Consider the following 24,424-nt stretch of genomic DNA (forward strand, 5'->3'; position numbering starts at 1 on the left):
AGAAGGGCCGGGACGCTTCCGCAGCGTCCCGGCCCTTCTCACGTCTGCGGGAGGGTCACTCCCACTCGATCGTCCCCGGCGGCTTCGACGTGACGTCGAGCACGACCCGGTTGACCCCCTCCACCTCGTTGGTGATGCGGTTCGAGATCTTCGCGAGCAGATCGTACGGGAGGCGCGTCCAATCGGCCGTCATGGCGTCCTCACTGGAGACGGGGCGCAGCACGATCGGGTGACCGTAGGTGCGACCGTCGCCCTGCACACCGACCGAGCGGACGTCGGCCAGCAGCACGACCGGGCACTGCCAGATCTCCGCATCGAGCCCGGCCGCGGTGAGCTCGGCGCGCACGATCGCGTCGGCGTCGCGCAGCAGGTCGAGCCGCTCCTGCGTGACCTCGCCGACGATCCGGATGCCGAGGCCGGGGCCCGGGAACGGCTGGCGGGAGACGATCGCCTCGGGCAGCCCGAGCTCGCGGCCGATCGCTCGGACCTCGTCCTTGAAGAGCGTCCGTAGCGGTTCGACGAGCTCGAACTGGAGGTCTTCGGGAAGGCCGCCCACGTTGTGGTGGCTCTTGATGTTGGCGGTACCCGTTCCACCGCCCGATTCGACGACATCCGGGTACAGGGTGCCCTGCACGAGGAAGCGGATCGGGTCGCCCTCGCTCTCCGCCTCGGCGATCAGGTCGGCCTGCGCCTTCTCGAACACGCGGATGAACTCGCGGCCGATGATCTTGCGCTTCGTCTCCGGGTCGCTGACGCCGGCCAGCGCCTCCAGGAACTGCTCCTGAGCGTTGACGGTGACGAGCCGGACACCGGTGGCCTTGACGTAGTCCTCCTCGACCTGCCGGGCCTCGTCCTTCCGGAGGAGCCCGTGGTCGACGAACACGCAGACGAGCTGGTCGCCGACCGCCTTGTGCACGAGCGCGGCGGCGACAGCCGAGTCGACGCCTCCCGAGAGCGCGCAGATCACGCGACCGGAGCCGACCTGCGCCCGGATCGCGGCGACCTGGTCGTTGATCACGTTGCCGCTGTTCCAATCGGCCGGGATGCCCGCGGCGCGGTGGAGGAAGTTCTCGAGCACGGCCTGCCCGTACTGCGAGTGCTTCACCTCGGGGTGCCACTGCACCCCGTAGAGCCGCCGGTCGTCGTTGGCGAACGCGGCCACGGGGGCGCCCTCGGTGGAGGCGAGCACCTCGAAGCCCTCGGGCGCACGCGACACCGAGTCGCCGTGGCTCATCCACGCGGTCTGCTCCGCGGGCTGACCGTCGAGCAGGACGCCGCCATCGGAGATCCGCACCGCGGTCGAGCCGTACTCGCGCAGCCCGGTCTTCGCGACCTCGCCCCCGAGCGCCGACGCCATCACCTGGAAGCCGTAGCAGATGCCGAGGACGGGGACGCCGAGCTCGAAGATCGCCTCGTCGAGCTGGGGGGCGCCCTCTTCGTAAACGCTCGAGGGGCCGCCGGACAGCACGATCCCGGACGGCCGCTTGGCGGCCACCTCGGAGGCGGTCACCGTGTGCGGGACGATCTCGGAGTAGACGTTCGCCTCGCGGACCCGGCGGGCGATCAGCTGCGCGTACTGCGCGCCGAAGTCGACCACGAGGACCGGTCCGGAGGGGTTGGCCGAGTCGGCTCCCCCGAGGATCTCGCTGAACGCTGCGTCGGTGCTAATTTGTCGCCTCCACGAGCTTGGCTGCCTCGGCCTCGCGGCCGGCCAGGTAGGTCTTGACCTGCTTGGTGATGCGCGCCTCCACGAAGAAGGACAGGAACGGCACGACGCCGCCCAGCGCGATGGTGATGAACTTGGTGAACGGCCAGCGCATGAGACTCCACAGGCGGAAGTCGGAGAAGAGGTAGACGACGTACAGCCAGCCGTGGGCGATGAGGATGCCGGTGCTGAGGTCGAGGCCGGTCGGTGCGACGGCCGTCCTGACCGGGACGAAGGTGAGGGCGCCGTAGTTGCTGAACGCGAAGAGCTGGTAGCCGAGGCCGTACTTGACGATCATCTCGACGCAGAGGAGCAGGAGCATGATCCCGGTGACGTAAGCGAACACCTGGTAGAACCGCAGGGCGCCCCGGATCTTCGGGAAGTCTTCGGGTTTCGGAGCGAGGGGCATGGGCTTATTCTACTTTCCCCGCGTGCGCGGCCTCGCTCGCTGCGAGCTCCCTCAGCTCGTCCTCCTTCTCCTTCGCGTCCTTCACGAGGCGGTACCAGAAGAAGATGGCGAATCCGGCGAAGACGATCCACTCGGCGGCATAGAAGATGTTGAGCCAGTTCAGCTCGGTCTGGGCGATGGGAGGCGGCGAGTAGATCGCCGTCAGGCCGGCGGGCGCTCCGCGCTCGACGACGTAGGCGTTGTAGACGTCGACACCGTCGACCGCGGTCCACAGGTTGTAGAGCGCGCCGACGCCGAGCGTCCGCATGAGCTGGGGGTGCTTCTTGTCGGTCGGCACCTCCGGCTGCTCGTCGGGCAGGATGCGCCCCACCAGCTTCGCGTCCTCCGTCGGTCCGGCGTCGAGTCGTGCGACCGCGGCCTTCGCCGCGGCCTCGTCCGGAGCCCAGCCCCGGGCCACGGCGAGCGCCACCGGTCCATTCGTTCCCTGCACGGTCGCGTGACCGACCACCCACCAGCCGCTCCGGCCCTGGTTGAGGCGATCGTGGAGGAGCTGGTAGTCGCCCGGCACGAAGGAGGCCGTGAACGTGACCAGCTGGCCGACCGCCCGGTCCGTGATCGGGCCCCCCGGCTTAGCGACCGACTCGAGCGGCAGCACGGTCTCGCTCGGCGTCTCGACCGCCTTCCCCGACTCGATGGCGCGCTCCAGCTGCCACTGCCCGAGCGCCGCGAACCCCGCGGCGAGTGCGAGCGCGAGGAGGAGCGCCCCGATCCAGCGAGGACGGAGCATCATGCGGAAGAGGGTCGTCTCCTCCGCGGGGATGCTCTCCGGAGCGCCCGCGGAGGCGGCCGGGGAGCCGGGGGTCGTGCTGATGTCAGTCCTGCTTTCGCTCGGCGCTCATGTCCTGCTGCTGCATGGCCTGCTCGACGATCCGGTCGACGGCCTGCTGCGTCTGGTCCGCCCGCGTCGGGTCGCGCCGCGCTGCGGGGCCGAGGTCCGCTGTCGCCGCCTCGACGAGGGCGATCTCCTCGTCGAGCATGCGATCGCTTCTCGGTCTCCGCCCGCGGCGCTTCGACGGGTCGGACCGCAGAATCATCGCACCGATCCTCTCGGAGTTCGCTGCGAGGATCGGGCCGAGCACGGCCATGATGAGCACGTACAGGCCGGCGAACGGCTGGATGCGGGAGTCCAGGCCCGCCGCGAGGGACAAGGTGGCGAGGATCAGCGCGAACTCGCCGCGGTTCTGGAGGATCGCCGCGGTGTTGATCCCGGCCTGGACGCCCATCCCGTTGATCCAGGCGACGAACTGGCCCGCCGCGATGTTGAGCACGATCGTCATCAGCACGGCGAGCAGCACCGGGACGAGCACCGACGGGAACTTCGCGGGGTCGAGTGCGAGCCCGAAGTTGAGGAAGAAGAAAGCCGCGAAGACATCGCGGAGCGGGATCGCGATGTGCTCGATCTTGGTGCGGTGCTTGGTCGCCCCGAGGACGAGACCGATGAGGAAGGCGCCGATCGCATCGGTCACGCCGATCAGCTCGCCGAGACCGGCGAACAGGACGCCCAGTCCGAAGAACAGGATCGTGAACAGCTCGTCGTCCTTCGTGCGGACCAGTCGCGACACGAAGCGCCCGCCCCACCGGGCGACCGTGAACATGACCACGAGGAAGGCGAACGCGATCGCGAGTTTCGCGACGACCGGCCAGAAGTCCGTCTCGCCGCTCAGCACCACCGAGACGATCGCCAGGTAGATCGCGATGAAGATGTCCTCCACCACGGTCACGCCGAGGATCATCGGGGTCTCGGTGTTGGGGAGCCTCCGCAGCTCGATCAGCAGCTTCGTGACGATGGCCGAGGAGGAGGTGGCCGTCATCCCGGCGATGATCAGCGCCTCCCGGGTCCCCCAGCCCACCCAGAAGCCGAACGCCAGCCCGACGCCCATGTTGATGACGATGTACGAGCCGCCCGAGACGATGAGCTTGCCGAAGTTGCCGAAGAACTCGTCCTGGTCGAACTCGAGCCCGAGGTTGAACAGCAGGAGGATGAGCCCGAAGATCGCGATGAGCTCGATGTAGGTGCTGTCGAAGTTGAGCGGGAACCACCCGGTGTGCGGGCTCGCCAGCAGTCCGACCAGCATGTAGATGGGAATCGCGGGAAGACCCACCAGCTTGCCGAGGCGCCCGAGCACGTAGGCCACGAGCAGCAGGATGCCGAGAACGATGAGGTCTTCGCCGAGATGCACGTCGGTCAGCCTCCGGGCGGAGCGTCGGCGGACACCCGGGACGAGACCTCGCCCGAGCGGAAGAACGAGAAGGCCTTGGCCACCTTCTCCGGGCTGCCGGCGACGACGAGCGTGTCACCGGGGAACACCTTGAAGTCCGGCGCGGGAGCCGGGTTGGCGGAATCGCCGCGCACGACCGCGACGACCGTCAGGCCGACGAAGCCGCGGTCCCCGGGGGCGCCGAGCTGCTGCCCGGCGATGTAGTCCTCGTAGTCGACGGTGAACCAGTCGATGCTGAGCCCCGGGATCTGATCGAGAGCGGTGAGCGACTCGGTGATCTGCGTTCCGCCGAGGAGCTCGGCGAGGGTGTGCGCCTCGTCCTCGTTGAGGCGGAGCGACACCTTGGTGACGTCGGCGCCGTCCTCGTGGTCGGAGAAGGTGATGAGGTCGCTGTGCCCGGATCGGTGTGCGATGACCCCGACCTTGCCGCCGTCGTCGGTCACGAACGTGTGCAGCACGCCGACACCGGGCAGCTTGACCCGTCGAACGTCAACCATCATCCGTCTCCAGCCGTCAGGGGGTTGCCTCCAGCCTACCGGAGGCGCGCGAAGGCCCTCCGGGGTCGGTCGTCCCGGAGGGCCTTCCTGGCGTGCCTCAGGCGCCGGCGGCTGGCGCCTTCGACCCGGCAGCAGCCTTCGCGGCCTCCGCGTCGACGTCGACGATGTCGGGCGCCTGGAGCCGGATGCGGTCGGCGGACTCGTCGTCGGGCTGCAGCTGGCTGGCGCGCTCGGCCTCGACCCGGCGCAGGTAGGTGCGCACCTCGCGCTCCTCGCGGTCCTTGTCCCAGCCGAGCACGCGCGCCATGAGGGAGGCGGCGACCGGGGCCGCCGAGACGCCGCGGTCCCAGGCTTCGATGGAGATGCGCGTGCGCCGGGCGAGCACGTCCTCCAGGTGCAGCGCGCCCTCGTTGGTGGCCGCGTACACCACCTCGGCGCCGACGTAGTCGTCGGCGCCCGGCAGCGGGTCGGCGAGCGAGCGGTCGTCGCGGATCAGCTGGAGGATGTCGTCGGTCAGCGTGCCGTACCGGTTGAGGAAGTGCTCGATGCGCGCGACGTGGAGGCCGTTCTCCTCGGCGATCCGGCGCCGTCGGTTCCACGCGGCCTGGTAGCCCTCCGCCCCGATCAGCGGGATCTCCATGGTCGTGCTCTGCGGGATCTTGCCGTCGAGGGCGTCGACCGCCGCGTCGATGGCATCCTTCGCCATCACGCGGTACGTCGTCCACTTGCCGCCCGCGATGACGACCAGCCCGGGGACGGAGTGCGCCACCAGGTGCTCGCGGGACAGCTTGGAGGTCTGCTCCGACTCGCCGGCGAGAAGCGGGCGGAGCCCCGCGTAGACGCCCTCGACGTCCTCCCGGGTGAGCGGGACGTTCAACACCTCGTTGACATGGGCGAGGAGGTAGTCGATGTCGGCCGCCGTCGCCGCCGGATGGGCCTTGTCGAGGTGCCAGTCGGTGTCGGTGGTGCCGATCAGCCAGTGCCGGCCCCACGGGATGACGAAGAGCACGCTCTTCTCGGTGCGGAGGATGAGCCCCATCTTCGACTGGAACCGGTCGCGCGGCACCACGAGATGGATGCCCTTGGAGGCGCGGACCTTGAACTGACCGCGCTCGCCGACCATCGACTGCGTATCGTCGGTCCAGACCCCGGTGGCGTTGACGACCTGCTTCGCGCGGATCTCGAACCGCTCGTCGGTCTCGAGGTCGTGAGCCTTCACGCCCACGACGCGCTCCCCCACCTTGATGAACCCCTCGACGCGGACCCGGGAGGCCACGTGGGCTCCGTAGTGGGCGGCCGTGCGGGCGAGGTTCGCGACGTAGCGCGCGTCGTCGACCTGGGCGTCGTAGTAGGTGAGGCCGCCGATGAGGGCGTCCTTGTTCATCGACGGGATGGCGTTGAGCACCTGGCGCTTGCTCAGGTGGCGGTGGTGCGGCACCCCCGGCGGCCGGAGGCCGCTGTACGAGAAGATGTCGTAGAGCATCATTCCGGCGCCGATGTAGAAGCGCTCCCACACCCGCTTGTGCAGGGGGTACAGGAAGCGCACCGGCTTGACCAGGTGGGGCGCGATCCGCTGCAGGAGCAGCCCGCGCTCGATGAGCGCCTCCCGGACCAGCCGGAAGTCGAGCTGCTCGAGGTAGCGGATGCCGCCGTGGACGAGCTTGGAGGAACGGCTCGAGGTGCCCGACGCGAAGTCGCGGGCCTCCACGAGACCGGTCTTCAGGCCCCGGGTCACGGCATCGACCGCGCTCCCCGTCCCGACGATCCCTCCTCCGACCACGAGGATGTCGAGCTCCGTCTCCTTGAGCGCCGCGATCGCGGCTGCCCGCTCGGCCGGGCCGAGCCGTGACGAGTACGCCACGGCGGGGTTCGACGATTGTGCCATCGTTGCCTCCCTCCTCGGCCGGTTCCGGCCGAAAGCTAGTGCCCCAGGTACGGCGCGACGACGACTTCGACGCGCTGGAACTCCTTCAGGTCCGAGTATCCCGTGGTGGCCATCGAGCGGCGAAGTGCTCCCACCAGATTCGCAGAGCCCTCGGCGACCGGAGCCGGGCCGTACAGGATCTCCTCGAGCGGCGCGACCTGCCCCACCTGGACCCGGTTTCCGCGCGGGAGCTGGGGGTGGTGCGCCTCCGCACCCCAGTGCCAGCCGCCGCCCGGCGCGTCGGTCGCGCGGGCGAGCGTCGTACCCAGCATGACGGCGTCCGCGCCGCACGCGATCGCCTTGACGATGTCGCCCGAGCTGCCGAGACCGCCGTCGGCGATGACGTGGACGTACCGGCCGCCCGACTCGTCCATGTAGTCGCGCCGCGCCCCGGCGACATCGGCGACGGCCGTCGCCATCGGGGCGTGGATGCCCAGCGTGGAGCGCGTGGTGGAGGCGGCGCCCCCGCCGAACCCGACGAGCACGCCGGCCGCGCCCGTGCGCATGAGGTGCAGGGCCGCGGTGTAGGTGGCCGCGCCTCCCACGATCACGGGCACGTCGAGCTCGTAGATGAACTTTTTGAGGTTGAGCGGCTCGACATTCTTCGAGACGTGCTCGGCCGACACTGTGGTGCCGCGGATGACGAACAGGTCGACGCCGGCGTCGACCACCGTCTCGTAGAGCTCCTGAGTGCGCTGAGGCGAGAGCGCGCCCGCGACGGTGACGCCCCCCTCCCGGATCTCGGCGAGGCGGCGCGTCACCAGCTCGGGCTTGATCGGCTCCGAGTAGATCTGCTGCATGCGGGCGGTCGCGCGCTCGGCGGGCAGCGACCGGATCTCGGCGAGGAGCGGCTCCGGATCCTCGTAGCGGGTCCACAGGCCCTCCAGGTCGAGCACGCCGAGGCCGCCGAGCTGCCCGATCATGATGGCGGTCGTCGGCGAGACCACGGAGTCCATCGGGGCCGCGATGAAGGGGATGGAGAACTGGTAGGCGTCGATCGCCCAGGACACGGAGACGTCCTCGGGGTCGCGCGTGCGGCGGCTCGGCACCACGGCGACGTCGTCGAAGGCGTACACACGGCGGGCGCGCTTGGCGCGTCCGATCTCGATCTCCATACTCACCCGTTCAGTCTATGGCGGGACCCGATCTGTCAGAGTAGACCCGTGACCGTCGAAGCAGACCCACTGAGCAGACTCCGCCAGCGGACCAGCGAGAAGTGGCGCGAGTATCCGGACGACGTGCTCCCCCTCTTCGTCGCCGAGATGGACTACCCGCTCGCCCCTCCCATCGCCTCCGCCCTCCACGCTGCGATCGACCGCAGCGACACCGGGTACATCGGCCCGGACCGCGCGACCCAGGAGGCGTTCGCCGCTTTCGCGTCGCGGCGGTGGAGCTGGGAGGTCGATCCGGCGCGCGCCCGGACGACCACCGATGTGGGCGTCGTGCTCGTCGAGTCCCTCCGGATGCTGATCGAACCGGGCGACCGGGTCATCGTGACGCCGCCCGTCTACCCGCCGTTCTACGACTTCATCCCCGAGGCCGGCGGCGTGGTCGAGGAGGTGCCGCTGCTGCAGGGCGGCGAGGACGGCGCCGGGTGGGCGCTCGACGTCGCCGGGCTGGAGCGGGCGTTCGCCGGTGGGGCCCGCGTGCTCCTCCTGTGCAACCCGCACAACCCGCTCGGCCTGGTGCACCCGCGCGCCGAGCTGGAGGCGGTGGCCGCGCTGGCGGCCCACCACGGCGCCTGGGTCGTGAGCGACGAGGTGCATGCCCCGCTCACCCACTCCGACGCCGCCTTCACGCCCTTCCTCTCCGTCTCGGAGGAGGCGCGTCAGGTGGGCGTCGCCGCGCACGCGGCCAGCAAGGCCTGGAACCTCGCCGGTCTGAAGTGCGCCCTGTTCGTCGCCGGCTCGGAGGAGATGGCCGCCCGCGTCAGGGCGCTTCCGATCGAGGTGGAGGTGCGGACCAGTCACCTCGGCCGCATCGCCACCACGGCGGCTTACAGCCACGGCGAAGAGTGGCTCGACGGAGCCCTCCGTGCGATCGAGACGAACCGGCAGCTCCTCAGCGTCCTCCTCACCGACCGGCTCCCGCGGGTGCTCTACCGCGAACCGCACGCGAGCTACCTGGCCTGGCTCGACTTCCGTGAGCAGGGCTGGGGCGACGACCCCGCTCGGCGCATCCTCGAGGAGGCGCGAGTCGCCCTGAACCCGGGCACCGACTTCGGCCGCGAGGGCGCCGGGTTCGTCCGGCTCAACTTCGCGTGCTCGCCCGAGGTCCTCACGGAGGCGATCGACCGGATCGCCGCACTCTGACCGCTGCGCCTCCTCACGAACGCAGGAGACCCTGCGCTCCGGGAGGCATTCCGACCGCTCCGTGCCGCGAGCCTCCTCCCGAACCCGCGAAACCGCGGCCCCGGCCGTCGATCGTCCTCCGTTATCCGCAGCAGGAGGCGCGCAGCGGCGCCGGCCGGGCGAACGGAGGCGCACGGCAGAAACACGAAGGTCCGGCCTCAACCGAGACCGGACCTCCTGCGCTGAAGGATCAGCGGCGGTAGTTGGGCGCCTCCACGACCATCTGGATGTCGTGCGGGTGCGACTCCTTCAGGCCGGCGGGCGTGATCCGGACGAACTTGCCGTTGGCCTTGAGCTCGGGGATCGTGCGGGCACCGACGTAGAACATCGACTGGCGCAGGCCGCCCACGAGCTGGTAGGCGACGGCGGAGAGCGGGCCGCGGAACGGCACCTGGCCCTCGATGCCCTCGGCGATGAGCTGCTCGTCGCTCGGCACGTCGGCCTGGAAGTAGCGGTCCCGCGAGTACGAGGTCTTCTTGCCGCGGGTCTGCAGCGCGCCGAGCGAGCCCATGCCGCGGTAGTTCTTGTACTGCTTGCCGTTGACGAAGACCAGCTCGCCGGGCGACTCGGTTGTGCCGGCGAGCAGCGAGCCGAGCATGACGCTGTCGGCGCCGGCGACCAGCGCCTTGGCGATGTCGCCGGAGTACTGCAGACCGCCGTCGGCGATCAGCGGGACGTTCGCGGCACGAGCGGCGAGGGACGCCTCGTACACCGCCGTCACCTGGGGGACGCCCACGCCGGCCACCACGCGGGTGGTGCAGATCGACCCCGGGCCGACCCCGACCTTGACCGCGTCGGCGCCCGCGTCGATGAGCGCCTGTGCTCCGCTCCGCGTCGCCACGTTGCCGCCGATGACGTCGATGTGGGAGGCGCGGGGTTCGTGCTTGAGCCGCGAGATGATATCGAGCACGCCTTTGCTGTCGCCGTTCGCGGTGTCGACGACGATGACGTCGACGCCCGCGTCGACCAGGGTCATGGCGCGCTCCCACGCGTCGCCGAAGAAGCCGATGGCGGCGCCCACGCGCAGGCGGCCCTCGTCATCCTTCGTGGCGAACGGGTACTTCTCGCTCTTGTCGAAGTCCTTGACCGTGATGAGGCCGCCGAGCTTGCCCTCGGCGTCGACCAGCGGCAGCTTCTCGATCTTGTGCTCGGCGAAGATCGCGACCGCCGAGTCCGGGTCGATGCCGACCGGCGCGGTGATGAGCGGCTGGCGCGTCATCACGTCGCGCACCTTGGTGGTCGAGCGCTCGAACGGCGAGACGAACCGCATGTCGCGGTTCGTGATGATCCCGACGAGCGTGCCGTCGGGCTCCACGACCGGGAGCCCGCTCACGCGGAACTGGCCGCACAGCAGGTCGACCTCCTCGACCGTCGCGTCGGGGGTCGTGGTGACCGGGTTGGTGATCATCCCCGACTCGGACCGCTTGACCTTGTCGACGTGCGCCGCCTGGTCCTCGATGGAGAGGTTGCGATGGATGATGCCGATGCCGCCCTGGCGGGCCATCGCCACGGCCATGCGCGACTCCGTCACGGTGTCCATGGCGCTCGACAGGAGCGGGGTCGCCATGGTGATGCGCTTGGTCAGACGAGTGGAGGTGTCCGCCTCGCTCGGGATGACGTCGGTGTGCCCCGGGAGCAGCATCACGTCGTCGTAGGTCAAACCGATGAAACCGAACGGATCCGCCTGATCCATGTCACCCCTTTGAGGTCGCGCGTGTGTGGATGTCTCATGGTAACGGCTGAAGCCTGGGGAGTATTCCGGCCTCATCCGTCCCGGGAGGGGCGGAGGGGACGCTACTCGACCGGCGCCAGGTCGAGCTCGGCCTGCCGCCGCCCCTGCCGCGCGGCGACGATCATGTCGACGCTCAGGATGAGGAGCGCGAGCCACACGATGGCGAATCCGACCCAGCGCTCCGGAGGCATCGCCTCGTGCAGGACGACGACGCCGACGAGGAACTGGATGAACGGCGCGAAGTACTGGATGAAGCCCATGTACACGAGCGGGAGGCGACGGGAACCAGCGGCGAAGAACAGCAGCGGCACCGCCGTGATCACGCCGGCGCCCGCGAGCGCCACCGTGTGCCAGACGCTGACGGTGCCGAAGGTGATGCCCGCGGTCATCGCGACGATGACGAGCTGGACGATCGCGACCGGCGTGAGCCACAGCGTCTCGAGGGTCAGCCCGGAGACCGCGTCGACGCGGGCGCCGACGCGCTTCTTGATCAGGCCGTAGAAGCCGAACGAGAAGGCCAGCAGCAGGGCGATCCACGGGAACGCTCCGTAGCCGACCGCGAGCACGATCACCGCGACGACGCTCACGCCCACAGCGACCCACTGGGCGACGCGGAGCCGCTCGCGCTGCACGATCACGCCGAGCAGCACGGTGACGATCGGGTTGATGAAGTAGCCGAGCGCCGCCTCCACGACATGACCGCTCACCGTGGCGAGCACGTAAGTCTGCCAGTTCACGTAGATGAGCGCGCCCGCGGCGCCCATGGTGAAGAAGGTGCGCCGGTCGCGGAGCAGGGCGGCGAAGGGGCGCCACGCTCGGGTGGCGGCGATGACGATCGCGCAGAAGACCAGCGAGAAGAGGACGCGCCAGGCGACGATCTCCCACGCGGAGGCGGGAGCGAGCGCGATGAAGTAGATCGGGAGGAAACCCCACAGCACGTACGCCGAGACGGCGTAGACGAGGCCGGAGGTGCGGTGCTCCGTCAGCGGCTTCCCGGTGGGAGCCGACGACGTCTGGGATCGCTGTGACACTCCTGAGACTCTACCTCCGACTCACGACACGCACCGGAGACGCCGGAGGCCCCGGACGCGACGAGCGCGCCCGGGGCCTCCGGGGAAGGGGGTGTGTCAGCGGACGACGACCGCGAGGACGTCGCGCGCCGAGAGGACGAGGAAGTCCTCGCCGCCGACCTTGACCTCGGTGCCGCCGTACTTCGAGTACAGCACCTTGTCGCCGACGGCGACGTCGAGCGGCACGCGGTTGCCGTTGTCGTCGATGCGGCCGGGGCCGACCGCCACGACCTCGCCCTCCTGGGGCTTCTCCTTGGCGGTGTCGGGGATGACCAGACCGGAGGCAGTGGTCTGCTCAGCCTCGACCTGCTTGATGACGATGCGATCCTCGAGCGGCTTGATGGAGACCGACACGGTTGACCTCTTTCCTGTGACTAGCACTGGTGTGAACCAAGACTGATTAGCAAACTCGCACTGAGAGTGCTAACACGAGTCTAGGGGGTGGATTAGCAGTCTTGCAACGTGAGTGCCAAGGGTAGCGTGGAGGCATGGAACGGTCCGAACTGGTCGAGCTGCTCAGCCCCGAGGGCCTGCGCCTCCTCGACTCGCTGCCTCCCTATCACAGCGAGCGCGACATCCTCCGGATCGTCTCGGATCTGCGGAAGGCCGGGCACTCCCCGGCCCTCGTCGCCGCCGTGCTCACGCAGTCGAAGCTGCGGCGGAAGGGCGCGGCGAAGTTCGGCGACTTCGCATCACGCATGCTGTTCACGGAGGCTGGACTCGAGCAGGCAACGCGGCTCCCGGTGGCCGCGCGTCACGCCGGGCGCTTCCGTTCGGCGGGGCTCACCCGCGTCGCCGACCTAGGCTGCGGCATCGGCGGGGATGCCCTGGCGCTCGCGGCGCTCGAGCTGGAGGTGACCGCCGTCGAGGCGGACGAGGTGACGGCGGCCATCGCGGCGTTCAACCTCGCGCCGTTCCCGACGGCCACGGTGGAGCACATGCGGGCCGAGGAGGTCGACCTCCGGGCGATCGACGGCGTCTTCCTCGATCCCGCACGCCGCAGCGCGGGGCACACGAACACGGAGCGGCTCACCGATCCGGACGACTACACGCCGTCGCTCGGCTTCGCGTACGAGCTCGCGACGGGTCGTTCGGTCGGCCTGAAGCTCGGCCCCGGCTTCGACCGCGACCTCATCCCCTCGACCGCGGAGGCCCAGTGGGTGTCGGTGGACGGGCAGACGGTGGAGCTCGGCCTCTGGTTCGGGGCTCTGACGCGGCCGGGGATCCACCGCGCCGCACTCGTCGTCCGTGGCGACTCAGCGCACGAGCTGACGGCCGAGTCGGACAGCGAGGACGCCGAGATCGGACCGCTCGGCGAGTACCTGTACGAGCCCGACGGCGCGGTCATCCGCGCGCGCCTGATCGGCGACCTCGCCCGGAGCATCGGCGGGTGGATGCTCTCCGACCGGATCGCCTACATCACCGCCGATCGGCCGGTCGAGACGCCGTTCGCCGCCGGGTTCCGCATCCTGGAGCCTCTCCCCTATGCCGAGAAGGACCTCAAGCGCGCCCTCCGTCAGCGCGGCATCGGCACGCTGGAGATCAAGAAGCGGGGTGTGGACGTCGACCCGGCGACGCTGCGCAAGCGCCTGGCGCTCGACGGAGACCGCCCGGCGACCCTGATCCTGACCAGGGTCGCCGGGCGGCACACGGCGCTGCTCGCGGAGCGGATCGGCTCCTAGCCTCCGTAGTTGTAGACGTTGTTCGAGATGTTCGCGAAGATGACCGCGAGCACGATCCAGGAGATGATCGCAAGCGCCACGCTGACGAACCCGAGGATGATGCCCGTCAGCCAGAAGCCGCGGGCCTGAGGCTCGCGGTTGCGGCCGATGAATCCGAGGATCACGCCGGCGACGCCGAACAGGAAGCCGATCCCCCAGACCAGGCTGAGGACGACGCCGATGATGCCGCCGACGAGGGAGAGGATGCTCAGGATGGGCGACTTCGCGGCGGGCTGGCCGTACGGCTGGGCGTAGCCCGGCGCCGGCTGGCCGTAGGCGGGCTGGCCGTACGCCTGCTGGCCATACCCGGGTGCGGGCTGCTGGCCGTACCCTGGGGCGGGCGGCTGGCCGTACCCGGGCGCGGGTGGCTGCTGGCCGTACGGCTGGCCCGGGGCGGGCTGCGGCGGGGCCGGCTGACCCGGCGCGGGCGGCTGCTCGTACGAGGGAGGCGGAGGGGGCACAGCCCCGGGCTCTCCGGGAGGAGGAACAGCGCCCTCCCGGGGTTCGTTGTCCGCGGGGACGTTCGGATCGCTCATGGGGACCCTCTCCTTCTGGCGCAAGCTCGTTCGTCAGAGCTTCCTGAGAAAACGCTGTAACGCCTCCATGGTGACAGCGGCCCCGGAGAGTGTCAACGTCCCCGTCAAGGCCGTGCCCCCTCAGCCGGCGACCTGGATGTCCGTCACCGGGAGGGTCGAATCCGCGCCGAAGCCGAGCCCGCTCGGCGCGTGCCCGGCCATGATGAGCTGCGCCCCGAGCGCCGCGATCATCGCCCCGTTGTCGGTGCAGAGCGACAGGGCCGGGATGCGGAGCTCGACCCCCGCCTCGGCGGCGCGCTGGACAGCCAGCTGACGCACGCGTGCGTTGGCGACCACGCCGCCGCCGAGCAGCAGGCGGGGCACGTCGTGGTCGCGGCAGGCCGCGATCGCCTTGCTCAGGAGGACGTCGGCGACCGCCTCCCGGAAGGATGCGGCCACATCGGCCACCGGCACCTCCTCGCCCGCGTCCTGGCGCTGCTCCACCCAGCGCGCGACGGCGGTCTTGAGGCCCGAGAACGAGAAGTCGTAGCGGTGCCGCTCGAGATCCTTCGGCTTCGTCAGGCCGCGCGGGAACCGGATCGCGCGGGGGTCGCCGTCCGCCGCGACGCGGTCGATCTGCGGTCCGCCGGGATACGGCAGGCCGAGCACGCGGGCCACCTTGTCGAACGCCTCCCCGGCGGCGTCGTCGATCGTCTCGCCGAGCAGACGCACGTCGGAGACGAGGTCGTGCACGAGCAGGAGGGAGGTGTGGCCACCGGAGACGAGGAGGGCGATCGTCGGCAGCTCCACCGGGTGGCCCGGGCCTCCCGCCGCGTCGAGGAGATCGGCGCCGACATGGCCGACCAGGTGGTTCACGGCGTACAGCGGCTTGTCGAGCGACACCGCGAGCGCCTTCGCCGCCCCGACCCCCACCATCAGCGCGCCGGAGAGACCGGGGCCGCTGGTGACCGCGATCGCGTCGACGTCGGCCAGCTCGATGCCGGCATCGGCGACCGCGGTGCGGAGGGTGGGTGTGAGCGCCTCCAGGTGCGCTCGGGCGGCGACCTCCGGCACGACGCCCCCGTAGCGGGCATGCTCCTCCATCGACGACGCGATCGTGTTCGCGAGCAGTGTCGTCCCGCGCACGATCCCGACGCCGGTCTCGTCGCAGGAGGTCTCGATCCCGAGAACGAGCGGGGTGTCACGGTTCATGGTCGGTCCTCAGGCGATGGTGGTCTCGGGTTCGGGCACGTGCAGCCGCATGACGATGGCGTCGACCCCGTCCGGCTGGTAGTAGCGGGGACGCACCCCCACCCCCTCGAAGCCGAGCGAGCGGTACAGCTGCTGGGCGCCGGGGTTGTCGGCGCGCACCTCCAGGAAGACATCGCGGGCCCCGCGCTTCCGGGCCTCCCCGATGAGGGCGAGCATCAGCTGCCGACCGAGTCCGCGCCGACGTGCGCTGGGCGCCACGGCGATGGTCTGGATGTCGCCCTCGCCCGAGCCGCGCGGCGCGAGGAGTCCGGCGTAGCCGTCGATCGCGTCGCCCCCGGCCGAATCGATCGCGACGAGGTAGTAACCGTTCGAGCCGGTGACCTCCGACATCATGGTCGCGTCGGACCAGGCGTCCGTGACGAACGTCGCGCGCTCGAGCTCCATGATGGCGGGAACATCATCGGCGTTCGCGCGGCGCAGCTGCCACGCGCCCCCGGCTTGCCCGGTCACGCGCTCACCCGCTTCGGCCCTGCCGAGAGCGTGACGTCGGGAGAGCGCAGGTAGAGCGGTTCGTCCGGGTCGAACGGAATACCGTTCGCGTATCGCAGCTCGGCGATCATCCCGAGCCGGCCGGCCGGAACGATGCCCGCGTCGAGCCGCGGGAACTCCGGGTGCGGCAGCTCTGCCGGCTTCCCGAGGCCGGGGCCGGCGAGGCGGACCGGCAGCCCGAGCTCGTCCACGCCCGAATACGCCGTCCAGTACAGTTCGCGGCGGCGCGCGTCCGTCACCACGAGGAGAGGGCCGGACGCTCCAGAGAGGTAGCTGTCGTAGGCGACGGCGTCATGACTGACGACCGGAACCAGCGGACGTTCGATTCCGATCGCGAACGCCTTCGCCGCCGCGATGCCGACGCGGAGACCCGTGAAGGGTCCGGGCCCCATCCCCGCGACGACGCCCGAGAGGGAGGCGCGTCCGGCGCCCGACGCCGCCAGCGCCTCCTCGATCATGCTGCCGATGACCTCGGCGTGCCGCATCGTATCGGTCTCGACGACCTCCGCGAGCACCCCGCCCTCCCGGTCGACGACGGCGACGCTCGTCCCGGCTGACGTGTCGATGGCGAGGAGCATGCCCCCAGCCTATTCGCCGGTCCAGCGCGGACCGAAGCCGGTGACCCGGACCGTGCGGGGCTCGGGAGCGTCGACCGCCTCCTCGTCGACCGCCTCCTCGTCGACCGCCTCCCCGTCGACGGCCTCGGGCTCGTCGGCCCCGGGTGCGGCGCTCGCACCCGTCGGCCGGTCGATCTCGACCTCGAGCCACGACTCGGCGACACCGTCCAGCATCCCGGCGCCCCACTCGACCACGACGACGGAGTGCTCGAAGTCGATGTCGAGATCATCGAGCTCGAGCGCGCTCGACAGCCTGTAGGCGTCGACGTGGACCAACGGCGCGCCCCCGACGAGGCTGGGATGGGTCCGCGCGAGCACGAACGTGGGGCTCGTGACCGGGCCGCGCACCCCCAGGCCCTCGCCGATCCCGCGGGTCAGGGTGGTCTTGCCCGCACCGAGCGGGCCGGTGAGGACGACGAGGTCGCCGGGTCGCAGCTCGGCCGCGAGGGCGAGGCCGAACTCGTGCATGTCTTCCGGGGTCGAGACCACGCGCGTCAGCGGGACGCTGAAGACCTCGCTCATTCGGCTCCTCCGGTGAAGGTCCGGCGCAGCCGCCCCCCGAGACGGGTGACGATCTCGTAGTTGATGGTGCCGGCCGCCTCGGCCCAGTCGTCCGCCGTGGGAGCGCCGGTCGCCGGGTCGCCGAAGAGCACCACCTCGTCGCCGACGGCGACCGGCAGATCGCCCACGTCGACGACGAACTGGTCCATGGCGACGCGGCCGCTCACTCGGAACCGCCGGCCGCCGATCATCACCGGGCCGCTGTTGGAGGCGTGACGCGGGATCCCCTCCGCGTACCCCAGCGGCACGAGCACCAGTGTCGTCTCGCGCTCGGTGCGGTAGGTGTAGTCATACGACACCCCCTTGCCGGCCGGAACGCGCCGGACCGCGGCGACCCGACCGCGCAGGGTCATCGCGGGACGCAGCCCCAGGTCGCGAGCCGAGCCGCCGAACGGCGACAGTCCGTAGGCCGCGATACCGAGCCGAACCAGGTCGAATCGCGCTTCCGGGAGCGTCAGGGCGGCCGCGCTGGCGGCGATGTGCCGGAGCCCGGGCCGCAGGCCTGCTGCCTCGGCCCGCTCGAGCCCGCGTTGGAAGAGGGCCACCGCCTCCCGATCGTGCTCGGCAGAGGCGTTGGAGAGGTGGCTGAACAGCCCGCGGACGACCAGACGCCCCTCGGCCTCGAGCTGCGCGGCGCGGGCGAAGACGGCGTCCCACTCCTGCTCGGCGACGCCGTTCCGACTCAGCCCCGTCTCGAGCTTCAGCTGCACGAACGGGGTCCGGGAGCTCGGTGCGGCGGCGACCGCCTCCAGCTGGGCCAGCGAGGAGAGCCCGAGGTCCACCGCGTGGTCGATGGCCTGCGTGAAGTCCTCGTCGGGGTCGTGGAGCCACGCGAGGACCGGCGCGTCGACCCCGGCCGCACGCAGTTGGAGGGCCTCGGCGATCTCGGCGACGCCGAGCCAGTCGGCGCCTCCCGCGATCGCCGCCCGGGCGCTCTCGACCGCGCCGTGCCCGTAGGCGTCCGCCTTCACCACGACCATGACGTGCTCGGTGCCGACGAGGTCGCGCAGCCGCGCCACATTCTCCGTGATGGCGCCGAGGTCGACCCTGCGCTCGCGGAACGGACCGCTCACGGCTGCCGCTCCGTCACCACGAAGGCCGCCGCCACGCCGGCGTCGTGCGTCATCGACACGTGGATGCTCGTGATGCCGCGCTCGCGGACCTGGCGCTCGACCACGTTGTGCAGCACGAACCCGGGGTCGCCCTCATCGCTCGCGACGATCTCCATGTCGTGCCAGCGCACGCCCTCCGAGCCGCCCAGGGCCTTGATGAGGGCCTCCTTGGCTGCGAACCGTGCGGCGAGGGAGTGCGTCGGCAAGAGGCGCTCGGCCTCCGTGAACAGCCGCTCGCGCAGTCGCGGGCTGCGGTCGACCGCGCGTTCGAACCGCGCCAGGTCGACCACGTCCACGCCGATGCCCGCGATCACGGCGCCCCTACTCGACGGTGACGGACTTGGCCAGGTTCCGCGGCTGGTCGACGTCGAGGCCCTTCGCCGCCGACAGCTCCATGGCGAAGATCTGGAGCGGGATCACGGCGAGCAGCGGCTCGAAGAGCGGCGCGGCCAGCGGGATGCGGATCACCTCGTCGGCGAACGGGAGCACCGCCGCGTCACCGGCCTCGGCGATCGCGATGACGCGGGCGCCGCGGGCGCGGATCTCCTGGATGTTCGACACGACCTTCTTGTGGAGCTCGTCCGACCAGCGGGGGCTCGGCACGACCACGAAGACGGGCTGCCCGGGCTCGATGAGCGCGATCGGACCGTGCTTGAGCTCGCCCGCGGCGAAGCCTTCCGCGTGGATGTAGGCCAGCTCCTTGAGCTTGAGGGCGCCCTCGAGGGCGATCGGGTAGCCGACGTGGCGGCCGAGGAAGAGCACCGACCGGGTGTCGGACATCCAGCGCGCGAGCTGCGCGATCGTGTCGTGCGCCTCCAGGACGGTCTGGATCTTCTCGGGGACGGCCTGCAGCTCCTCGAGCGCGTCGTGCTGCTGCGCCTCCGCGAGCGTGCCTCGCACGCGCGCGAGGTGCAGGCCGAACAGGTAGAGCGCCGTGATCTGGGCGACGAAGGCCTTCGTGGAGGCGACCGCCACCTCGGGCCCGGCGTGCGTGTAGAGCGCAGCATCCGACTCGCGCGGGATCGTCGCGCCCTGCGTGTTGCACACCGAGATCGCCTTTGCACCGGCCTCCCGCGCGTACTTGACCGCCATGAGGGTGTCCATCGTCTCACCCGACTGGCTGATGGAGATCACCAGGGTGCCCTCGGTCAGGACCGGCTCGCGGTACCGGAACTCGTGGCTGAGCTCGACGGTCACGGGGACGCGCGCCCACTTCTCGATGGCGTAGCTGCCGACGAGCCCGGCGTAGGCGGCGGTGCCGCAGGCGAGGATCGTGATGCGGTCGATCCCGGCGAAGTACTCGTCGCCGAGCGCGTCCAGCTCGGGGATGCGGACCTCCCCGTCGGCGACGCGCCCGCGGATCGTGTTCGCGACCGCGTCGGGCTCCTCGGCGATCTCCTTCGCCATGAAGGAGGACCAGCCGCCCTTCTCGGCGGCGGAGGCGTCCCACGCGACCTCGAACGGCTCGACCTCGACCGGTGCGCCCGCGAAGTCGGTGACGGTCACCGAGTCGGGGGTGATCGTGACGATCTGGTCCTGGCCGATCGCCATCGCCCGGCGCGTGTGCTCGACGAAGGCGGCGACGTCGGAGCCGAGGAAGTTCTCGCCGTCGCCGAGGCCGATGACGAGGGGCGAGTTGCGGCGGGCCCCGACCACGACGTGCGGCTGGTCCTGGTGCAGCGCCAGCAGCGTGAAGGCGCCCTCGAGCCGCGAGACGACGCGCTGGAACGCCTCGCTCAGGTCTCCGGTGACGCGGTACTCGCGGCCGAGCAGCACGGCGGCCACCTCGGTGTCGGTCTCGGAGCGGAAGGTGAAGCCGTCGGCGAGGAGCTCGTCCTTGAGGGTGGCGAAGTTCTCGATGATGCCGTTGTGGATGACGGCGAGGCGCCCGTCGTCGCCGAGATGCGGGTGGGCGTTGGTGTCGGTGGGGCCGCCGTGGGTGGCCCAGCGCGTGTGGCCGATGCCGGTCTGGCCGTTGGGGATCGGCCGCGCCCCCAGCTCGGCGGTGAGCTCCGAGAGCTTGCCGGCCTTCTTGGCGGTGCCGAGGGCGCCGTCCGGGCCGATCACGGCGATGCCGGCCGAGTCATAGCCCCGGTATTCGAGGCGCTTCAGACCGCCCAGCAGCACCTCGAGACTCTTGTCGGTGCCGACGTAACCCACGATTCCACACATGAGGTCGAGTCTATCGTGGGGCCGCCTGGGACCTTTCTGGGGTACGGGCGGCACGCACGCGGCGCGTCGGGACGCCCCTAGACTTGTCGCCTATGGCTGAGAACGGCGACTCCTCCACCCCGTACGTCGAGCTGAGCCGGGCCGACTGGGCGGAGCTCGCCCAGAACACGCGCCTCCCGCTGCTGGAGACCGAGATCGTCCAGCTCCGCGGCCTCGGCGACCCTCTCGACATGCAGGAGGTCTCCGAGGTCTACCTGCCGCTCAGCCGCCTCCTCAACCTGTACGTGGGCGGCACGAAGCAGCTGCACCGGGTCACGAGCGAGTTCCTCGGCGAGCGCGCCGCCTCGACCCCCTTCGTCATCGGCGTCGCCGGCTCCGTGGCCGTCGGCAAGTCGACGATCGCGCGCCTCCTGCGCGAGCTGCTCTCCCGCTGGGATGACACCCCTCGCGTGGAGCTGGTCACGACCGACGGGTTCCTCCTCCCGAACGCCGAGCTGGAGCGTCGCGGCCTCATGGAGCGCAAGGGCTTCCCGGAGTCGTACGACCGCCGGGCCCTCCTGCGGTTCGTCACGGCGGTGAAGAGCGGCGCCCCGGAGGTGCGCGCCCCCTTCTACTCGCACCTCAGCTACGACATCGTCCCCGACGCCGAGATCGTGGTGCGGCGCCCCGACGTGCTCATCGTGGAGGGGCTCAACGTGCTCCAGCCGGCCGGCGGCGGCAACCGGCTCGCCGTCAGCGACCTGTTCGACTTCAGCGTCTACGTCGACGCCCGGACGCGCGACATCGCCCGCTGGTATGAGGAGCGCTTCCTCAAGCTGCAGCGCGGCGCCTTCGCGAACCCGAAGTCTTACTTCCACCGCTACGCCTCCCTCACCGAGGAGGAGGCGCGCGAGCGTGCCGCGTCGATCTGGACGAGCATCAACGAGCCGAATCTGGTGCAGAACATCCGCCCCACGCGCTCGCGGGCGAAGCTCGTGCTCCGCAAGGACGCCGACCACACCGTCAGCTCGGTGCTCCTGCGCAAGCTCTGACCGGCCGCCGAGGCGCCTGAGGTCTGAAAGCCTCACGCTTGAATGCTTGCGCGGTTGCTGCTCTGGTCTTAGCGGCACCGGTCCCGTAGTCATGAGACATGGCCACTCCCCGCTCGAAAGCCGCGTCCCTGTTCGGGCAGCGCGTGCGGGAGGCGCGGATCGCGCTCGGCCGGAGCCAGGAGGAGATCGCGCACCTCGCGGGCATGCACGTCACCAACTACGGGCGCATCGAGCGAGGCGAGGCCAACTCCGAGCTGACGACGATCGTCCGCATCGCGACGGCGCTCGACACGGACCCGGCCGACCTGCTGGCCGGGCTCTACGGCAAGGGCATGCTGCCGGGTAAGGCTCGCGCCTACTCGGTGACGGACTTCATCGCCGCCCAGCGGGCACGAGAGCGCGACTGATCCGGCGCCGACCGCGCGAGGTCGCGGGCGGCGGTACGGGCGTCAGAGCGAGAGACGCTCGCGGACCACGGCGGCCAGCTCGTTGGCGAGCCGGTGCGCGGTGTCCTGATCGGCCGCCTCCACCATCACGCGCACGAGAGGCTCGGTGCCGGAGGGACGCAGCAGGACACGGCCGCCGTCGCCGAGCGACGCCTCGGCCGTCTGCACAGCGGCCTGGAGCGCCTCGTCGGTGTGGACGCCGTGGTGGTCGACGTTCTTGACGTTCACCATGACCTGCGGGTAGACGGTCATCGCCTTCGCGAGCTCGGACAGGGGCTTCCGCTGGCGCGCCATCTCGCTGAGCAGGTGCAGGCCCGTCAGGATGCCGTCGCCGGTGGTGGCGAAATCGCGCATGATGACGTGACCGGACTGCTCGCCGCCGAGGGAGTAGTCGTTCTCGTTCATCGCCTCGAGCACGTAACGGTCGCCGACGGCCGTCTCGACGACGCGGATGCCGTGCTCGCGCATGGCGAGTTTCAGGCCGAGGTTGCTCATGACCGTGGCCACCAGCGTGTCGTCGCGGAGCTTGCCGCGCTCCTTCATCCCCAGAGCGAGGATCGCCATGATCTGGTCGCCGTCGACGACCCGGCCGTCGGCGTCGATCGCCAGGCAGCGGTCGGCGTCGCCGTCGTGCGCGATGCCCACGTCGGCGCCGGCCCGGAGAACCGCCTCGGAGAGCTTGTCGAGGTGGGTGGAGCCCACGCCGTCGTTGATGTTCATGCCGTCCGGCGAGTCGCCGATGACGGTGACGCGGGCGCCCGCGTCCGTGAAGACCTCGGGCGAGATGCCCGCCGCGGCGCCGTGCGCGCAGTCGAGCACGACGTGGATGCCGTCGAGGCGGTGCGGGAGGCTCGCCAGCAGGTGCACCACGTAGCGGTCCTCCGCGTCGGGGAGGCGGCGGATCCGTCCGACATCGGCGCCGGTCGGGTGCAGCTTCTCCAGCTCGAGGTACTGCTCGATGCGGTCCTCGACGACATCCGGAAGCTTGGTCCCGCCGCGGGCGAAGATCTTGATGCCGTTGTCGGGCGCCGGGTTGTGGGAGGCGGACACCATGACGCCGAAGTCGGCGCCGTAGTCCGCGATCAGGTAAGCCGCAGCCGGCGTCGGGATCACGCCGGCGTCGTACACGTCGATGCCCGAACTCGCGAGTCCGGCGGCGACGGCCGACGCCAGGAACTCGCCCGAGACGCGCGGGTCGCGGGCGACGATCGCCGTGGGACGGATTCCTGCGGCACGGCGGGCGTCGGCGCTGCGGCCTCGCGTCAGGACAGCAGCAGCTGCCTGCGCGAGGCCGAGCGCCAGCTCGGCGGTGAGACTGCCGTTCGCGAGACCGCGGACGCCGTCCGTTCCGAAAAGGCGGGGCATGAAGCGAACCTGAACGCTGACGGGATCAGCGCTTGGAGAACTGCGACGCCTTGCGGGCCTTCTTGAGACCGGCCTTCTTGCGCTCGGTGACGCGCGCGTCACGGGTGAGGAAGCCCGCCTTCTTCAGCGTGGGGCGGTTGTTCTCGCGGTCGATCTCGTTCAGCGCACGGGCGATGGCGAGACGCAGCGCGCCGGCCTGACCCGAGGGGCCGCCGCCGGTGATGCGCGCGACGACGTCGTAGGAGCCGATGAGGTCGAGGACCTTGAACGGGTCGGTGATGAGCTGCTGGTGGAGCTTGTTCGGGAAGTAGTCCGCGAACTCACGGCCGTTGACCGTGATGGTGCCGGAACCCGGGACCAGGCGCACGCGCGCGATGGCCTCCTTGCGGCGGCCGACGGCCGCGCCGGGGACGGAGAGGACGGCGCGCGGGGCGGCCGGGGCCTCGGAGGCGGGGGTCTCGGTCGAGTAGGACTCGACGTTCTCGGCCTGGGCCGAGTCGATGCTGTCTGCGATCTTCGCCACGGTGGTGATAATCCTTTGTCTTTAGGTCAGTCGGAAGGTCTCGGGTGCGCTTACTGGGCGACCTGGCCGAGCGTGTACGGCTTCGGCTGCTGGGCGGCGTGCGGGTGCTCGCTTCCGGTGTAGACCTTCAGCTTGCGGAGCTGGGCGCGGCCGATCGAGTTCTTCGGCAGCATGCCCCGGACCGCCTTCTCGACGGCGCGGATCGGGTTCTTCTCGAGGAGCTCGGCGTAGGTCACGGCCGAGAGCCCGCCCGGGTAGCCCGAGTGGCGGTAGGCCTTCTTCTGAGCGGCCTTCTGACCGGTGAGGGCGACCTTGTCGGCGTTGACGATGATGACGAAGTCACCGCTGTCCATGTGCGGGGCGAAGGTCGGCTTGTGCTTGCCGCGGAGGAGGGCGGCGGTGTGGCTGGCGAGACGGCCGAGCACGACGTCGGTCGCGTCGATGATGACCCAGTCCCGCTGGATCTCGTCTGCCTTCGGGGAGTACGTGCGCGTCACTGTAGTGGCTGCTTTCTGTGTCGAACGGAGGAGTTCGTGAATCCCGCTCCGTGGAGGTTCCCGTCTCGATGAGGAGGAACCGTACCGGTGGAGGGCTCACGTTCGGCATGTCGCGCCGCAGGAGGCGCGGACACCA

25 protein-coding genes are annotated in these 24,424 nt (G+C 70.5%); 4 read left to right on the top strand and 21 right to left on the bottom strand.

Translation table 11 applies throughout. The annotated features are described in order from the left end of the window. Positions 1-55: 55 nt before the first annotated feature. The 7 genes from guaA to FPT20_RS11935 all read right to left on the bottom strand — a co-directional run bounded on the left by guaA (position 56) and on the right by FPT20_RS11935 (position 7,929). Positions 56-1,642 (bottom strand): glutamine-hydrolyzing GMP synthase, encoded by a 1,587-nt coding sequence (gene guaA / locus FPT20_RS11905; protein ID WP_158868106.1) that lies wholly within the window; start codon positions 1,640-1,642, stop codon positions 56-58. A gap of 22 nt (positions 1,643-1,664) precedes the next feature. After that, positions 1,665-2,114, bottom strand: a complete 450-nt coding sequence (locus FPT20_RS11910; protein WP_158865542.1) for a DUF3817 domain-containing protein — start codon at positions 2,112-2,114, stop codon at positions 1,665-1,667. 4 nt (positions 2,115-2,118) lie between these two features. Further along, positions 2,119-2,904: an SURF1 family cytochrome oxidase biogenesis protein gene (locus FPT20_RS11915; protein ID WP_158865544.1), complete on the bottom strand. Its 786-nt coding sequence runs from the start codon at positions 2,902-2,904 to the stop codon at positions 2,119-2,121. A gap of 82 nt (positions 2,905-2,986) precedes the next feature. Beyond that, positions 2,987-4,354 carry a cation:proton antiporter gene (locus tag FPT20_RS11920; RefSeq protein WP_158865546.1) on the bottom strand — a complete coding sequence of 456 codons (1,368 nt, stop codon included), beginning with the start codon at positions 4,352-4,354 and terminating at the stop codon, positions 2,987-2,989. Positions 4,355-4,359: 5 nt separating this feature from the next. After that, positions 4,360-4,893 (bottom strand): cation:proton antiporter regulatory subunit, encoded by a 534-nt coding sequence (locus tag FPT20_RS11925; RefSeq protein ID WP_233265497.1) that lies wholly within the window; start codon positions 4,891-4,893, stop codon positions 4,360-4,362. A gap of 94 nt (positions 4,894-4,987) precedes the next feature. Beyond that, on the bottom strand, positions 4,988-6,775 hold the full coding sequence (locus FPT20_RS11930) for a glycerol-3-phosphate dehydrogenase/oxidase (RefSeq protein WP_158865548.1): 1,788 nt from the start codon (positions 6,773-6,775) through the stop codon (positions 4,988-4,990). A gap of 35 nt (positions 6,776-6,810) precedes the next feature. Next, positions 6,811-7,929 (bottom strand): GuaB3 family IMP dehydrogenase-related protein, encoded by a 1,119-nt coding sequence (locus FPT20_RS11935; RefSeq protein ID WP_158868110.1) that lies wholly within the window; start codon positions 7,927-7,929, stop codon positions 6,811-6,813. 48 nt (positions 7,930-7,977) lie between these two features. Here FPT20_RS11935 and FPT20_RS11940 point away from each other — a divergent pair, with 48 nt between their 5' ends. Continuing rightward, the gene (locus tag FPT20_RS11940) at positions 7,978-9,126 is read left to right on the top strand and encodes a MalY/PatB family protein (protein ID WP_158865550.1); all 1,149 of its coding nucleotides are present in this window, start codon (positions 7,978-7,980) and stop codon (positions 9,124-9,126) included. A 229-nt stretch (positions 9,127-9,355) separates the two neighbouring features. On the opposite strand, the gene guaB is transcribed toward FPT20_RS11940, so the two are convergent. The 3 genes from guaB to groES all read right to left on the bottom strand — a co-directional run bounded on the left by guaB (position 9,356) and on the right by groES (position 12,321). Continuing rightward, complete coding sequence (guaB, locus tag FPT20_RS11945) at positions 9,356-10,858, bottom strand: IMP dehydrogenase (protein ID WP_158865552.1); 1,503 nt, start codon at positions 10,856-10,858, stop codon at positions 9,356-9,358. A gap of 101 nt (positions 10,859-10,959) precedes the next feature. Continuing rightward, positions 10,960-11,928, bottom strand: coding sequence for an EamA family transporter RarD (rarD, locus tag FPT20_RS11950; protein ID WP_233265498.1), 969 nt, complete (start codon positions 11,926-11,928; stop codon positions 10,960-10,962). 96 nt (positions 11,929-12,024) lie between these two features. After that, positions 12,025-12,321, bottom strand: coding sequence for a co-chaperone GroES (gene groES / locus FPT20_RS11955; protein WP_158865554.1), 297 nt, complete (start codon positions 12,319-12,321; stop codon positions 12,025-12,027). Between the two features lie 134 nt (positions 12,322-12,455). Between groES and FPT20_RS11960 the strand changes: the two genes are divergently transcribed. After that, positions 12,456-13,649: a THUMP-like domain-containing protein gene (locus FPT20_RS11960; protein WP_158865556.1), complete on the top strand. Its 1,194-nt coding sequence runs from the start codon at positions 12,456-12,458 to the stop codon at positions 13,647-13,649. Here the strand turns inward: FPT20_RS11960 and FPT20_RS11965 are convergent. The 8 genes from FPT20_RS11965 to glmS form a co-directional block, all read right to left on the bottom strand. Beyond that, a complete protein-coding gene (locus FPT20_RS11965) occupies positions 13,646-14,224 on the bottom strand; it encodes a DUF4190 domain-containing protein (protein ID WP_158865558.1) in 579 nt (192 codons plus the stop codon). The two genes, FPT20_RS11960 and FPT20_RS11965, sit on opposite strands and share 4 nt — an antisense overlap. A gap of 120 nt (positions 14,225-14,344) precedes the next feature. Further along, positions 14,345-15,415, bottom strand: a complete 1,071-nt coding sequence (gene tsaD, locus FPT20_RS11970; RefSeq protein ID WP_233265499.1) for a tRNA (adenosine(37)-N6)-threonylcarbamoyltransferase complex transferase subunit TsaD — start codon at positions 15,413-15,415, stop codon at positions 14,345-14,347. Between the two features lie 9 nt (positions 15,416-15,424). Then, positions 15,425-15,925 carry a ribosomal protein S18-alanine N-acetyltransferase gene (rimI, locus tag FPT20_RS18025; RefSeq protein ID WP_233265500.1) on the bottom strand — a complete coding sequence of 167 codons (501 nt, stop codon included), beginning with the start codon at positions 15,923-15,925 and terminating at the stop codon, positions 15,425-15,427. Continuing rightward, complete coding sequence (gene tsaB, locus FPT20_RS11975; protein WP_158865560.1) at positions 15,922-16,542, bottom strand: tRNA (adenosine(37)-N6)-threonylcarbamoyltransferase complex dimerization subunit type 1 TsaB; 621 nt, start codon at positions 16,540-16,542, stop codon at positions 15,922-15,924. Before tsaB ends, rimI begins: the two co-directional genes overlap by 4 nt. A gap of 9 nt (positions 16,543-16,551) precedes the next feature. Then, positions 16,552-17,103 carry a tRNA (adenosine(37)-N6)-threonylcarbamoyltransferase complex ATPase subunit type 1 TsaE gene (gene tsaE / locus FPT20_RS11980; RefSeq protein ID WP_158865562.1) on the bottom strand — a complete coding sequence of 184 codons (552 nt, stop codon included), beginning with the start codon at positions 17,101-17,103 and terminating at the stop codon, positions 16,552-16,554. Then, positions 17,100-18,215, bottom strand: a complete 1,116-nt coding sequence (gene alr / locus FPT20_RS11985; protein WP_158865564.1) for an alanine racemase — start codon at positions 18,213-18,215, stop codon at positions 17,100-17,102. Before alr ends, tsaE begins: the two co-directional genes overlap by 4 nt. Then, entirely contained in the window at positions 18,212-18,568 is a 357-nt protein-coding gene (locus FPT20_RS11990; RefSeq protein WP_158865566.1) for a holo-ACP synthase, read from the bottom strand. Before FPT20_RS11990 ends, alr begins: the two co-directional genes overlap by 4 nt. 7 nt (positions 18,569-18,575) lie before the next feature. Continuing rightward, positions 18,576-20,426 (bottom strand): glutamine--fructose-6-phosphate transaminase (isomerizing), encoded by a 1,851-nt coding sequence (glmS, locus tag FPT20_RS11995; protein WP_158865568.1) that lies wholly within the window; start codon positions 20,424-20,426, stop codon positions 18,576-18,578. Positions 20,427-20,518: 92 nt separating this feature from the next. Between glmS and coaA the strand changes: the two genes are divergently transcribed. Then, entirely contained in the window at positions 20,519-21,457 is a 939-nt protein-coding gene (coaA, locus tag FPT20_RS12000) for a type I pantothenate kinase (protein ID WP_158865570.1), read from the top strand. A gap of 98 nt (positions 21,458-21,555) precedes the next feature. Further along, complete coding sequence (locus FPT20_RS12005; protein WP_158865572.1) at positions 21,556-21,864, top strand: helix-turn-helix domain-containing protein; 309 nt, start codon at positions 21,556-21,558, stop codon at positions 21,862-21,864. A gap of 42 nt (positions 21,865-21,906) precedes the next feature. Here FPT20_RS12005 and glmM read toward each other — a convergent pair whose 3' ends face one another. Genes glmM through rplM form a run of 3 tightly spaced genes read right to left on the bottom strand, consistent with a single transcriptional unit; the run spans position 21,907 to position 24,288 of the window. Then, entirely contained in the window at positions 21,907-23,268 is a 1,362-nt protein-coding gene (gene glmM / locus FPT20_RS12010; RefSeq protein ID WP_158865574.1) for a phosphoglucosamine mutase, read from the bottom strand. Between the two features lie 25 nt (positions 23,269-23,293). Next, a complete protein-coding gene (gene rpsI, locus FPT20_RS12015; RefSeq protein ID WP_158865576.1) occupies positions 23,294-23,791 on the bottom strand; it encodes a 30S ribosomal protein S9 in 498 nt (165 codons plus the stop codon). Between the two features lie 50 nt (positions 23,792-23,841). Further along, a complete protein-coding gene (gene rplM, locus FPT20_RS12020; protein WP_158865578.1) occupies positions 23,842-24,288 on the bottom strand; it encodes a 50S ribosomal protein L13 in 447 nt (148 codons plus the stop codon). Positions 24,289-24,424 lie beyond the last annotated feature (136 nt).

Source organism: Leifsonia sp. AG29 (genome assembly GCF_009765225.1).
Classification (GTDB): Bacteria; Actinomycetota; Actinomycetes; order Actinomycetales; family Microbacteriaceae; genus Leifsonia.